Annotated in this window: 13 protein-coding genes; 2 read left to right on the forward strand and 11 right to left on the reverse strand. The window is 55.7% G+C overall.

The features are described 5' to 3' along the window. Positions 1-16 precede the first annotated feature (16 nt). The 11 genes from AD930_RS14940 to AD930_RS14990 all read right to left on the reverse strand — a co-directional run bounded on the left by AD930_RS14940 (position 17) and on the right by AD930_RS14990 (position 10,758). Positions 17-304: an MSMEG_0570 family nitrogen starvation response protein gene (locus AD930_RS14940; protein ID WP_043552798.1), complete on the reverse strand. Its 288-nt coding sequence runs from the start codon at positions 302-304 to the stop codon at positions 17-19. Next, complete coding sequence (locus AD930_RS14945) at positions 292-1,470, reverse strand: MSMEG_0565 family glycosyltransferase (protein ID WP_061506867.1); 1,179 nt, start codon at positions 1,468-1,470, stop codon at positions 292-294. The genes AD930_RS14940 and AD930_RS14945 overlap by 13 nt, the downstream gene beginning before the upstream one ends. Then, positions 1,467-2,438 carry a sll0787 family AIR synthase-like protein gene (locus AD930_RS14950; protein ID WP_061506986.1) on the reverse strand — a complete coding sequence of 324 codons (972 nt, stop codon included), beginning with the start codon at positions 2,436-2,438 and terminating at the stop codon, positions 1,467-1,469. The genes AD930_RS14945 and AD930_RS14950 overlap by 4 nt, the downstream gene beginning before the upstream one ends. Beyond that, positions 2,438-3,001, reverse strand: coding sequence for an MSMEG_0567/Sll0786 family nitrogen starvation N-acetyltransferase (locus AD930_RS14955; RefSeq protein WP_061506868.1), 564 nt, complete (start codon positions 2,999-3,001; stop codon positions 2,438-2,440). The genes AD930_RS14950 and AD930_RS14955 overlap by 1 nt, the downstream gene beginning before the upstream one ends. After that, entirely contained in the window at positions 2,998-4,107 is a 1,110-nt protein-coding gene (locus AD930_RS14960; RefSeq protein ID WP_061506869.1) for an MSMEG_0568 family radical SAM protein, read from the reverse strand. The genes AD930_RS14955 and AD930_RS14960 overlap by 4 nt, the downstream gene beginning before the upstream one ends. Next, the gene (locus AD930_RS14965; protein ID WP_061506870.1) at positions 4,104-5,087 is read right to left on the reverse strand and encodes a Nit6803 family nitrilase; all 984 of its coding nucleotides are present in this window, start codon (positions 5,085-5,087) and stop codon (positions 4,104-4,106) included. Before AD930_RS14965 ends, AD930_RS14960 begins: the two co-directional genes overlap by 4 nt. Positions 5,088-5,111: 24 nt before the next feature. Then, the gene (locus tag AD930_RS14970; protein WP_061470968.1) at positions 5,112-5,594 is read right to left on the reverse strand and encodes an MSMEG_0572/Sll0783 family nitrogen starvation response protein; all 483 of its coding nucleotides are present in this window, start codon (positions 5,592-5,594) and stop codon (positions 5,112-5,114) included. A 339-nt stretch (positions 5,595-5,933) separates the two neighbouring features. Continuing rightward, positions 5,934-7,337 (reverse strand): aminotransferase-like domain-containing protein, encoded by a 1,404-nt coding sequence (locus AD930_RS14975; protein ID WP_061506871.1) that lies wholly within the window; start codon positions 7,335-7,337, stop codon positions 5,934-5,936. Positions 7,338-7,644: 307 nt separating this feature from the next. Beyond that, positions 7,645-8,892 (reverse strand): M20 family metallo-hydrolase, encoded by a 1,248-nt coding sequence (locus AD930_RS14980; protein ID WP_061506872.1) that lies wholly within the window; start codon positions 8,890-8,892, stop codon positions 7,645-7,647. Positions 8,893-8,926: 34 nt separating this feature from the next. After that, entirely contained in the window at positions 8,927-9,868 is a 942-nt protein-coding gene (locus tag AD930_RS14985; protein ID WP_061506873.1) for a 2-hydroxyacid dehydrogenase, read from the reverse strand. A gap of 17 nt (positions 9,869-9,885) precedes the next feature. After that, positions 9,886-10,758, reverse strand: coding sequence for a dimethylarginine dimethylaminohydrolase family protein (locus AD930_RS14990; protein WP_043552818.1), 873 nt, complete (start codon positions 10,756-10,758; stop codon positions 9,886-9,888). Between the two features lie 388 nt (positions 10,759-11,146). Here AD930_RS14990 and AD930_RS14995 point away from each other — a divergent pair, with 388 nt between their 5' ends. After that, positions 11,147-12,127, forward strand: coding sequence for a LysR family transcriptional regulator (locus AD930_RS14995; RefSeq protein WP_082781921.1), 981 nt, complete (start codon positions 11,147-11,149; stop codon positions 12,125-12,127). Positions 12,128-12,147: 20 nt separating this feature from the next. Next, positions 12,148-13,731, forward strand: a complete 1,584-nt coding sequence (locus AD930_RS15000) for an ABC transporter substrate-binding protein/permease (protein ID WP_373320511.1) — start codon at positions 12,148-12,150, stop codon at positions 13,729-13,731. Positions 13,732-13,744 lie beyond the last annotated feature (13 nt).

Below are 13,744 nucleotides of genomic sequence, written 5' to 3' on the forward strand. Positions count from 1 at the left end.
GGTCGTTCTTTTCGTCTCAGGATCTGAAAGACAGGACGCGCACCTGCGCATCGGGATGTGTGAGGAACGGAACACTGGCCTGCCGGATGGCTCGAAGCTGGCCAAGGGCACGGCTGCACGGAAAGCCGTAACGTGCACGCACCCGCTCACTGGCTTGCGTCAGGGCCGTGTCGGCCTTTTCAAGAAACTCCCGGACCGGATAATCCTGGCCGGGCGAGAAGTAGTCTTGAATGACCAGAGAGGGAGAGTAACAATCCGCCTCCGTCCCATCGGGCCAGCGCACACGAAAAGTCATTTCGGGCATGGTGAGAACGCTCCGGAATTATGGATATTGGCACGTGGCAGGGCAGCCAGACGCCGGTATGCTGGGAGATGCCGACTGGCCACGCTGCGCCAGTCGAAACGGCGCGCCGTTGCGGGGCCGCTGACCTGAAAGCGGTCGCGGCTTTGGACGCTGAGGGCGTCACGCAACGTCTGAAGCAGAGTGTTGGGATCATCCGGACGGCACCACAGCGCATCCGCTTCCGAAAGATGCTCGGTGAAGGGCGCAATCTCCGGCACCACAACAGGCGTGCCGCAGGCCAGAGCCTCCAACGGGCACAGACCGAACCCTTCCGTTGCGGACGGATAGGCCAGCACGGCCGCCTGCCGGTAGAAGGACGGCATGTCTTCATCCGCAACAGGCCCGGTCACGGTGACATGGTCGCCTTCCCCGCTTTTGCGCAGACGTGCCGTAAACTGAGTGCGGTAGGACGAATGATCCAGCAGTGAAGCACCGCCCACCACAACCAGATGCACGTCAGGCTGCTCCTGGCGCAGGGCCAGAAAGGCTTCCAGCAGATGCAGCGTATTCTTGCGGCGCTCAATCCCGCCTACAGCCAGAACCAAGCGGCGTTCGGCAGGCAGATGATACCGCGCCCGCAGTGACGCATCCTGCATGGCTGGCACGGGCGAAAAGCGCACAGGATCGACCCCATTGCCCACAACAGGAGCTTCGCGCCGATAGTCGTCGCGCAGGGTGCGTTCCCACAGCGCACTGACCGTGAACAGTTCAGTCGCGCCTATAAATCCCCGCTCCTGCCGTGCTGCCAAAACAGGATGGGGAAAATGATCGAGATGGTGGATGGTGCGGGCAAAACCCGCTATCCGCCCCTCTTCCCTCAGATCAGCCAGCGCATTGGCGCTAAGCGGATCCTGCGCATGCAGCACATCAAAGTGCTCTCCACGCAGGGCCTCCCGGATCTCACCAATGCGGCGTTCCACCAGCGTCGGCAGGTCCTGTTCGGGTACAGCGGGGATGCAACGGGTGCCGCAACGCGGCGTGCGGAAAAAGCCGTTCCCTGTTGTGTCTGGCGCAATCAGGGTGGCAGCGTGCCCAGCGTCGCACAGGGCTTCCGCCAGCGCCATACCATGCACCACGCCGCCGCGCGGGTTGGTGGAATGCGTCAGGATGCCGATGGAGAGCGTCATGGCGCTAACCCCATGAGCGGCGTCCTTGCGAGATCCCAGAAGGTTTCCTTCTCGTCCTCCCATGTAACATCAAGCTGCCGCGTGTCCGTCACCTGACCGATCACAGCCGCAGCAATCCCCCGTCCTTTGAACCGGTCCATAACGGCCGCAGCATTTTCCGGGTACGCCGTCAGCAAATAGCCATAGCTGGGGAATGCAGACAGCCAGCGCTCCATCGGTGCAGTCTCAGGGCGGGGGATGTCTTCAAGCCGGATAGTCATGCCCACGCCTGAGCATTCGGCCAGCATAAGAGCAGTCCCCAACAGCCCGGCCATACTAATATCCTTGGCTGCACGGCTCAGACCGTCTTCGGCAATAGCTGGCAGAAGTTCGATATCTCCGCGCAGGCGCACTGCTTCATCGGTGCCACACAGGGCGGAACTGGCGTCCCAGAACGGATGCGGGTCATGCCAGCGACCGCGCAGATCGATGGCAGCAATCAGAACCTCACCCGCTCGGGCATCAAAACTGGTCAGCAGATGACGGGCACGACCAAGGATCGCCACAGAGAGCGAATTATGGGTGCTGCGCATGTTGGTATGTCCGCCAACAACCGGCACCCCATAGGTGTTGGCACCATCATGAAGGCCTGTCAGGATTGATGCCGCAGCTGCGGACGTGTCACTCCACAGCGCATCAACCACCGCAAGCGGACGACCGCCCATGGCCGCAATATCACTGACATTGACCATCACGCCGCAATACCCGGCAAACCACGGCATGGACCGAACAAAGCTGTCCTGAAATCCCTCACTGGCCAGCAGGAGATACCCGTCTCCATCCGGGATCGCAGCGCAGTCATCGCCAAGCCGGATACCCTCACAGGCATCCTGTCCGAAAATCGCAACGGCTTCAGAAATATCCTGCTTGGCGGCAAGAGCCCGACCGTTGCGGAGCGTATGCAGCAATGTGGTGAGTTTTCCAGCCATCACGCCACCTGCCGTGTGCGTGGCTGCGGACGCAGCAACCATGTCTGATCCTGCCCATGTGCCGGATAACGCGAGAGGTCAGCCTGCATGTCATGATGTGGCAGGCCGTGCAGGGTTATTGTGCCAAAGCTTTTCCAGTGTAAGCGGCGGAAAAACAACACATTCTGTTCCTGCACCTGCGCCAGAAACCGCGTCGCCCCAAGACCGTGCGCCGTGCTAACCGCCATGCGGATGAGTTCCGCGCCGATCCGCCCCAGCTTGCGATGCTCGGCATGGACAGCCAGACGAGAGCCTCGCCAGACACCGGGTTCAGCTTCATGGATGCGCACCGCGCCCACAACCCTGTCCGGCATCCCCGCCATGCAGCAGGCCGCGATGATGGGAATGGCAACGTCGTCAATCGCATCACGGTCATCTTCTGCAAAAAGATGCTGTTCAGTACAGAACACTTCGCGGCGCAACGCATGGTAGCCAGCCCGTTCCCACGGTGTGCGCGCAAGGCGCACGACATATTCCGTAGGGATGAACGGCCGGTCTTCCACGCCTTCTAGTATCGTGCTCATTGTTCGTAAGCCGAAAGGGAGGAACAGGCTCCACACCGGCCACATCCGGCCCGGATATCGGTGGATTTCATGTTAGCCTCCCGCAGCATCCGCCCTAGCGGTGCCAGCACAGATTTCATGAAATCGGCTGAAGGTGGGACATGATTTTCCAGCGGTGTGCCGGAGATGGGCACAAACGGCACCACAAAGGGATACACCCCAAGCGCAATCAGCCGCTCGGCCAGCGCCAGAATGTCCTCGGCGCTGTCTCCAAGGCCCGCCAGAATGTAGGTATTCACCTGCCCCCGCCCGAAAATGGGCACGGCGCTGGCAAACGCGTCCATATAACGCTCAACGCTGACCGTGGCCTTGCCGGGCATGATCTTCTCACGCACAGCCTGCGTGGCGGCCTCAAGATGCATGCCCAGACTGTCTGCCCCGGCGTCTCGCAGGCGTTGAAACCAACCATGATCCCGTGGCGGCTCGCACTGAACCTGAAGCGGCAGATCAACCGCCGCCCGAATGGCACGGGCTGATTCCGCCAGAACGGCAGCCCCCCGATCAATCACATTCGGCGTGCCTGTTGTCAGCACCATGTCGCGCACGCCGTCCAGTTCCACGGCGGCTTTGGCAACTTCGGCAAGCTGCGCCGGTGTCTTGTAAGCGATTGTCCGATCGGCCTCCAGCGACTGGCCGATGGCACAGAACTGACAGGACGTCCGCCGGTCCGCATAGCGGATGCAGGTCTGGTGCACCGTGGTGGCCAGCGTATCCCGGCCATGCAACAAGGCAATTTTCCAGTAGGGAATACCGTCCGCAGTGCTCAGCCCATAAAAGCGCGGGGCAGCCGGAAAATGGATCGTGCCCAGTGTTTGCCCGTCCCGCTCCAGCGTGCTGGCTCCATTCCGATCCGGCGGACTTGCCTGAAACGGAGACCGACGCGCCCCGGATGTATAGACAGGAACCATGACGGTCTGGCCCGCGATGGTGATTGTCTTGTGATCAGAAGGGCCAGCCCCGCCTTTACGGGAAATCCCGCCACTTTCCGTGCCAATCTGCAACCCGAACGACTGGAGATCGGTAACAAGCTTGCGGCCGGAAAGCGTGCCGAGTGTGGGAACAGTCATGGCGTAGCCTCATTTCCAGACAGTGCTACCGGAGTATCCACCCCCTGCTCGCCGACATAGTGAACAGTCGGAGCCGGTCGCCGGTCCTGCAACAGGCTGAGCAATTCAGGCCGTGCGTAATGCCCTACGGAATCCATCATCCGCTTGCGCTTGGTGATGAGCGCAAAGTCGAGATCGGCAATCACCATTCCCTCACCTTCCGTCAGGGGCGTGCCAAGCAGCTTGCCTTCTGGTGAAACAATGGCCGTAAAACAGCCACCTCGCAGCGGCCCTTCCAGTGCGGGATCCCGCGCAATGTCCCTGATCTGATCTTCCGTCAGCCAGCCCGTTGCATTCACAACAAAACAACCGGATTCCAGTGCGTGATGCCGGATGGTCACTTCCATCTGATCAGCAAAAATCTGGCCGACCAGTGAGCCGGGAAACTGAGCGCAGTGAATTTCTTCATGCTGGGTCATCAGCGCGTAGCGGGCGAGCGGGTTGTAGTGCTCCCAGCAGGCGAGCGCCCCAATGCGGCCCGCAGCACTCTCCACCACTTTTAGTCCTGACCCGTCGCCCTGCCCCCAGACCATGCGCTCATGGTAGGTTGGCGTGATTTTGCGGCGTTTGAACAGGATTTCTCCCGTGGCATCAAAAATAATCTGCGTGTTGTAGAGTGTGCCGAAATCCCGTTCATTCACGCCCAGCACCACGACCATGCCGGTCTGGCGCGCGGCCTCCGCCACCATGTCCGTCACCGGACCGGGGATAATCACAGCGCGTTCGTAGAGTTCCAGATGCTCTGCGCCAAAGCGGAAAGCAGGCTGGATAAACGAGAAATAAGGATAATAAGGCACAAAGGTTTCGGGAAAGACCGCAAGCGCGACACCTTTTTCGGCGGCATCGCGGATGGCCTGACAGACTTTCCGGGCAGTCCCCAGACCGTCGTCACCAAGGACTGGGCTGATCTGGATAGCTGCGGCGCGAACGATACGGGGCATGGCTTGCGGTCCTCCCTTCGGGCTTCAGAGAGTCCAGGTATTGAGGATGAAGGCGTTATCGCGCCGCGCCAGCAGAATGATGTCGAGCACGTCCTGCGGATTGATCGGCGTAATACCGGGGATCAGGTTCTGCTCGCCGTAGCCATAAAGAGCCTGAAGCGCGAAGCGGCAGGCATAGACTTTTCCGCCTTCTTCAAGGATTTTTGCAATCTGCTTATTGCAGTTCATGTGCCCCGGAAAAGCCTCGTCACCCAGACGGGGGAAGCCACGCTGCACGCCGAGGGTCACACCCGGACCATACAAAAGAACGGACGTTTCAAAGCCTTTACGAATAAGGCGCGTGGCTTGAAGCAGGTTTACAAACCCAACAGACCCTTCATTGGCAACGGTATGAAAGGTAATAAGAGCTTTTTCGCCGGGGTTGGCTTTGACGTCCTCGAAAACCTTGTTTTCATAATTGACGAAGCAATCACCATCTTTATGCGGAGCGTGTTCGATTTTCGGCATGGTATCTCTCCCGTGTGCTGCGGTTCCGGCGAGAAGCCGGGCCTAACCGCGTTACTGAGGCGAACGTGGCACGGGATGAGAGGGGGGCAAAATATTGTATGCTCATCAATAGCAATACAATCAGATCAAATTACGCCGTAAGGCACCTCTCAATGAGAGCAGTGCCATACAAAAATATGGCCATCACCATACAATGGTGAGTTGTTTCCATAACTCCCTGTTTTAAAGGGCTTTATTTATCACGCATTCGTGAACTGATGGCCTTTTTGTTTTTCAGAGTGTCCACCAGCCACTCCAGAGAATCAGGGTGCTCCACCGATTTCAGGCCCCCCAATCCGGTCATACAATATCGGCAAAACCGGGAGAGCGTTTGTGCTGCAGGACCGACAGGACCCCCTGCAGAGATTCCTCAAGGCTTGCAGCATCCGGTGCGCTACCCAGCGCAATCCGTGCCCGCTGGGGCGGCTCGCCACTGATGGTAAAAACAGTGCTGGGAACCAGGGCCAGACCACGCCTGCGGGCATAGGCGACAAAATCTGCGCTCCCCCACCAGTCGGGCAATTTCAGCCAGACATGCGGGCCATCGGGGTTCATGCAATGGCCCTCCCCCAGAACCTTGCGGGCAATAGATTGGCGCAGGCGTAGTTCCTTGCGGATGGCATGCAGGATTGTATGCGCCTGCTCCGTCTGCATCCACCGCGCCGTGAGCGCACTAAGCAGACCGGCATTGGTCAATGCAATCGCCCGGATGGCGGCCGTCACCCTTCGGGCCATGTCCGCATGAGGTAAGGCAACGTAAGCCGTGCGCAGGCCCGGGCTGAGCGTTTTGGCAAGAGTGGCCACGTAACTGACACGGCTATGGTCGAGAGCCGCCAAGGCAGGCAGCGGATCGTCCATCAACAAGCTGTAAGGGTCATCCTCGACAATATGCAAATGGTGGCGTTGGGCAACTGCCAGAATATCCTTTCGTCTTTCCAGGGACATCGTGGCGGTAGTAGGATTGTGGATGGTCGGAATACAGTAGAGCAACCGGGGATGGTGTTCCGCGCAGGCCCGATCAAGCTGGTCCGGCATCATGCCCTCCACGTCACTGTCCACCCCCACCAGAATAAGATCGAACTGTGCCGCTATGGTCCGGATGCCGGGATAGGCAATACGATCGGTGACAATGACATCACCGGGCTGCGTATGCGTGCTCACAATGGCCGCCAGAGCGCTCTGAGCCCCGGGTGCGACAAGGATTTCGTCAGTTCGCCGCTGACCGAGAACGGGTGCAATCCACTTTGCACCAAGCTGACGCTCCTCCAATGTGCCACCCGTCACCCGGTAGGACATCAGGCTGTTCAGATCCTGCTGCTTTAAAATGGCGGTAATGTCATTCTGGATGATCCGCTGCAGCGGCGGATCCTGTGGAATGGGCGGGAGGTTCATGGTCAGATCGACCACAGCGGGACCCGTATGCCGCCAATGACTTTCCCCCGCGCCGACCCGGATAAAAGTGCCCCGCCCGACGGTCGCATCAATCAGGCCGCGCCGCCGCGCCTCAGTGAAGGCTCGGGTGACAGTCGTCAGATTGGTGCCAAGATACTCTGCTATCGTTCGCTGTGGGGGCAGTTTGTCCCCTTCCCGCAGGTCACCCTTACGTATGGAAAGCGCCAGAGCATCGGCCAGCGTCATGTAAAGCGCGTTCGGGCTCCGGCTGATCTCTTCTTTCCAGTGAGTCAGATAGGGATATGCGGACATGGGACGGAATTTCCATACATTCAACGAAATTCCATTTGACCATAAGTCATACAATCAGGGCAATGATGGTAATTACTCAGATAGAAAGCAGTCGCCCTCCCGGCCCTCTCAGACGCCCAGCTTCATCCATTTTTCAGCCTTGGTCGAAATATCAGTAGGAGCGGGCCACAGAGCAGAAGTTGGCGGCCATAGGCCTCAATCGCGATATGACACGTCCTACCAACACTTTTCGTGCTTGCGTTATAAGCATGCATTTTTACGGAAAACGCCAGATACCCAGACAGCCAATAATACGCTGATCAGGTCATCATGCCATTTCAGAATCAGCCTGCAACACAGCATGTAACAAGACATTCGCGCCTGCCGTAACATCGTGAGGCTCAGCACTTTCCGCTTCATTATGGCTAATACCTTTCCAGCACGGCACAAAAATCATCGCAGTCGGAACCACCCGCGCCACATAGACGGCATCGTGACCAGCACCGGACACAATTTTGCGGGCGCTATAGCCGAGGTTTTGAGCACTTTTTTCTACAAAAGAGACACAGAGAGGATCAAAATGCACAGCGTCCGATGTCCATGTTGGAGAGATGCTGAATTCCACCCCACAGGAAGCCGCAATTGCCTCGAGTGTCTGGTAAAATTCTTTCTCCATTATTTCCAGAGTGCCGTCCGACGGATGGCGCAGATCTACTGTAAAATGAACACTGCCCGGAATAACATTGCTACTGGCGGGCAAACATTCGATGATACCTACTGTACTCAAGCCATCAGGCGCATGATTCATTGCCACCTGATGCACGCCATCAATCATACGGGCAGCGGACCACAATGCATCAGATCGCATGGTCATGGGGGTCGTTCCAGCATGAGCATCCTGCCCTGTTACTGTCACGTCATACCAACGCATGGCCTGCACGCCCTGCACCACGCCTATGGTCTTTTCCTCAGCTTCCAGAACAGGGCCTTGTTCAATATGGAGCTCAAAATAGGCGGACGCAGGATGCTTCCCGCACTCTTCCTCCCCCACAAACCCCGTTTGCTCCAATGCTTCCCCTAGCGTGATGCCATTTTTATCGGGCCGACTGCGCGCAAATTCTTGTGTAAAGGCGCCACCAAACACACCGGATGCCAGCATAGGCGGAGTGAAACGGGCACCTTCCTCATTAGTCCAGTTCACCACTTCTATAGGGTGACGCGTCGAGACATCAGCACGATGCAGCGCCCGCAGCACAGCCACACCGCCTAAAACCCCGAGAATACCATCGAATTTCCCGCCAGTAGGCTGGGTATCAAGGTGGCTGCCAATCATGATAGGCTGCAACGTCTCGCAAGTGCCGGCTCGTCGGGCAAACTGGTTGCCCATTGAATCATACGTTACAGTACAGCCCAAAGCCTCACATGTCTGCGCAAACCATGTTCGCACGCTTTTATCTTCATCAGACAAAGCAAGACGACAGATGCCCCCTTTTGGCGTCCCACCAAAACGGGCCGTTTCCATGAGATCGCTCCAAAGAGCAGGACCGTCGATGAGCATATTGCTTTGGGCAGGCATTTTTCCGTCCTTGTTCTTAGACATTCAGGAGAATTCAGTACCCTCTTTGAGGATCACACAATAATGCTGGCTTTTCGCCTCGTTCTATTTGCCCAATCGCCTCTGCAACATACTGAGCCTGCATCAAAGGAGACGCTTCTGAGGCAACATGCGGCGTGATGATAATAGAAGGATGCGTCCATAAGGGTGACGTGGCAGGCAAAGGTTCCGGCGTCACCACATCCAAAACGGCACCACACAAAATACCTGCATTCAGTGCATTGATAAGATCCGTTTGAACAACATGACGGCCCCGGCCAACATTGATAAAACCTGCACCTCGCGGGAGTTTTTTCAGAAACTCCTCCGAGATGATCCCATCTGTCTGAGGCGTGCTGGGCAGAAGATTAACCAGAATGTCCGCAGTTTCTAAAAACTCTGGCAAGGCCTCCTGCCCTGCATAGACTTTCACACCAGTCAGAGTGGCCGGGGAACGCTTCCAGCCCGAAACCCTGAAACCAACACGTGCCAGATGTGTCGCAACATAGGCACCTAAATGGCCCAGCCCCATAACACCAATACGCGTTGCATCTGTTGTGCGTGCAATGGTATTGCAAGCCCATCGCTGCTCAGCTTGCTGGATCGCCCATGTTCTGGCCTGCCTTAAAAGAGCAATGGCTGCCCATGTGACATAATCAGCCATTAATTGGCCGGTCTGTTCTCCCCCCATGCGAACCAGAGGGATATGGCGAGGAAAGCCGGGGGCATTCAAGAGGTGATCGACCCCCGCCCCCGTGCATAAAATAGCTTTTGCGGTCGCTAATGCAGGATAATGGTCTGCCTCCGGTGACCAGACCAACACGTAGTCACTGGGTTGGAGCCGGGTTTGAGACGCATACCACGACAAAACTGACAGGTCCGGCGCAACTTCGGCAAAGGCTTTTTTCCAGATATCAAATTTTTCCGGGCCATCTGCACTGATAATAAGCCGCGCCATACTCTACCTTTCTTTCCTTACGCTGACAGTAAAGATTTCCGGCGCAGCGGCATAGTCATGCAATGAACGCTCCCACCGCCGCGAGAAAACTGGTCCAGTTTCGGATCAAAAACTGTCAGACCTTCTGCACGCAACACGCTGTTGATGCGCGTAGAATGGTGGGGGCTGATGACACGATCCTTACCCAACGCCAGAACGTTACACCCCATATCGCGCATGGCTTCCTTGTACGTAACGGGAAGCAGGCGAATGCCATTCGCCTTGAACCAGTCCAGGTCTTCATCAGCCAGACAATCCACTGCTGCAATGGCCAGATTTTCCGCCACCATTGTGAAAATCACGTCAAGATGCAGAAAATGCTCTGGGAAACGTATCATGCGGCACGTCCACCCCGCCTCTTCAAACCAGCTGATAAACTCCGCAGCTCCCGCTTCATCCGTGCGGCCACCACTCACACCTACGGCTAACAAACCGGGGCGAATGATATGGATATCCCCCCCCTCTATGTGCCCTTTGGTGCAGCTTTTCCAGATTTCATCTGGCGCATAAAAAGAGCGGATTTCACCTTCTTCCGCAACACGCTCCTTACGCATAAGTCGCGTTACAACGGTACCAAATGGCGTGGTTTGTGAACTATCGCGCGTATAAACCTGATACGGCATATCTGGATGCGGCTTCAGGAAATGACATGAAACATCTGCACCTTTCAAAGAAGAAACCAGCTCGCCAAATTGTTCGGTCAACGCCGTGCGATCAATGGTGCCACCGTTTGCCATCGTCTGAATGGCAATATCGTTACTCGGGATCCACTGATAGTACTCTGGAGGACAGAGGAGCACATCAGCCAATTCACCGGTCTCGCTATCAATAAACCAGCGGTTTGCTACCATTACCCGAAATCCTTGAGATTGCTACGTTCCTCAGGACTGTAACGAATAAGGAATGAGAGCAAAATTAGAATAAACCGGAGTTCACTTTATAAAAACGTTAATTATCTAAATTTGCCACCACACAGGTGAGCCGGACAGAATGCACAAATCGATTTTCTCCGCAGAAAACCAAGGCCGGAAACACTTCGATCCCCTATCAAGGCTACTCCCTTCAGAGGAATAAGGCACTGTTTGCACCGGCATCGCCCACTTCCCGACCTCCCCTTCTTACGATAGGGTAACAGACCCAAGCGGATTACAAATGAGGTGAACACTTGCGCACAGCCTGCCCTGAGCACCTCACGTTTCACGCAACCTGGCCGACTGAGAGAGAGGTTAGACAGATCAGATGCCCCGATCAGCCAACCCCCAACCAGCCCCCCTGCCCCCCACAGCTCACAAAGCAAATGTGCGGCGTTCAAAAGGTTTTCGTGGCCAGGTTTCAGAGGTCGACCTACGCTTGTTGCGCGTTTTCCATACCGTTGCAGCCCAGTCGGGTTTTGCTGCCGCAGAGATTGCATTAGGCAAAAGCAAGTCTTCTATCAGCCTTGATATCTCGGCCCTTGAAACACGGCTGGGGCTCAAACTCTGCAAACGGGGGCGCAGCGGCTTTTCCCTTACCAGTGAGGGTCAGGCTGTTCTGGATGCTACGCTTACTCTCATGCAGGACCTCCAGCATTTTCAGCAACGGATCAACCAGATAAGTGGCATTTTATCGGGCACATTTCGGCTGTATGTGCCCGATAATCTGCAAACCCATGGCGAGACCCCCCTTATCCGTGCAATAGGAACGTTCACAAGCCTCCATCCTAACGTATTCATGACAGTCCATTCCGCGTCTACGCGAGATGTCGAGGTTGCTGTGACCAATGGACAAGCCACGGCGGGTATTGCGCTCTACCCTCAGCATATGCCCGGCATACAAAGCGTCCCGCTCGTAGCAGAGGCGCTTAACCTGTATTGTGGTGCCAGACATCCCCTTTTTGAAATGCCGGAAGAGGACATTACTCTGGACCTTCTGGCCGCCCAGCGCATCATTGCGGTTTCTGACGCTGCAACCTCACCACGATGGAAAGAAATACGCACCCACCTTTCTTTCCATGCGTCCGCAGAAAATGTTGATGCACGTGCTTTGCTTATTCTTTCCGGAAACTTCATTGGTTTTCTACCAGAAGCTTTTGCAAAGCCGCTCGTTGATCGTCAGCTACTCAGACGTATCAGCTTCGATGACCTGCAACTGATAACCTGCTTTCACTTTTTGGCCAGACTCTCCCCAGAAACAGAAGTGATGGTTGAGACGTTTCGTGCCCTGCTGGAAGAATCCTACTAATGAGCGCTTTTTTCTCATTCATGAAGACTATGGTTTTTCCAGAAAGATATAAGCCTGCGCGCCTTACCACTCTCTGTTTGCTCGGTATCGGTCTGGGGTTGTCTTCCTACCACGTAGCGTCCGCCCAGACCTCTGGAGAAGAAACGCCCTCCTTTGTGCAAAACGGTACGCTGACGGTTTGCACAAACCCGACCCTGCCGCCCATGACATTCGTTCAGGGTTCAGACGCAAGTAAGCCGGAAGGCATGGATATTGATCTGGCACGCGCCCTTGCAAAACATTGGCATGCGTCACTCAATCTGGTCACCATGGATTTCACAGGCCTTTTCCCCAGCCTTGCGGCACAGAGATGCGGAATTGTATTAAGTGGCATCATACAATTACCAGACCGTGAGAAGAATTTTGATGCTGTTCCTTATCAAGATACGGCCTTAACCGTCGTAGCTCGTGCCAATACGCTTCCTATAAAAAGCATGGCGGAGCTATCTGGCAAAACCATTGCTGTTCAGTCCGGCACGAGCTACGCCGCACGCATAGAGCGTGAAAATATTGCTCTGAGTGCAGCGGGCAAGCCTCCTATCACCATTCAACAATATCCGACTGAAGATCAGGTCGTACAGCAAGTGCTCATCGGGCGCGTGTTTGCGTTTGTCAGTCAGGATGTCGAGCTTTATTTCAGACAAAAGCAGCTTCATGGCAAAGTCCGGATTATTCTTAAGCCTGATTATTCCGATTATCGCCATTTTGCTGCCTACACACGCAAAAACCCACACGACCATGCGCTGATCACACAAGCGATTTCTGAACTGGAAAGCGACGGCACCCTTTCTGGTTACAGACAAAAGTGGTCGCTTTCAGCTCAAAGTGAACAAGCCCTTTCGACTGATGAGCGTGGGGGTGCCTTTAACTGGCAGGCTTTTTTTGCCGCGCTGACATCGGTCGCTTTTCTAAAAGGTGCAGCTATTACGCTTTCTGTCGCTCTGCTGTCTCATTTCATTGCAATTGTTATCTCCATTCCGATGGCGATAACGCTTAACAGTCACGGAAAGTCCGCGCTCAAAGTCGTGCTGAAGGCTTATGTATCTGTCTTCCGAGGCGCACCGACACTGCTGCAGCTTCTGTTTATCTGGAATGCGCTTCCGCAGTTCTTCCCTATTTTCAGAGAGCAATGGTTTACGCCGTTTTTAGCCACGCTTGTTGCGCTTTCCATTAATGAATCAGCGTATCAGGTGGAAATCAACCGCGCAGCCCTAAGCGCCGTTGATGACGGTCAGGAGCTTGCTGCTGACGCTCTGGGTATGACGCGCAAACAAGTCTATCGCTATGTCATTTTCCCGCAGGCTCTTCGTGTCGCGCTCCCGCCAACCATCAATGAATTCATCACTCTTCTAAAAACAACGTCTCTGGCGTCTGTTATTTCTCTGCAGGAGCTCCTTGCAATCACACAAGTTCAGGTGGCACGCACATTCGAATTCACAGAATACTATGCGGCTGCGCTCATATATTATCTTGCGATGGTTTTTTTCTTTCTCTTCTTACAAAAACGTGTGGAACGCCGCTTCTCCTGGGCCGACCGTAAGAAAGCTTCAGCCAATGCAGCCTGATACATTCCCCGTT

Source organism: Acetobacter malorum, from assembly GCF_001580615.1.
GTDB lineage: Bacteria > Pseudomonadota > Alphaproteobacteria > Acetobacterales > Acetobacteraceae > Acetobacter > Acetobacter malorum.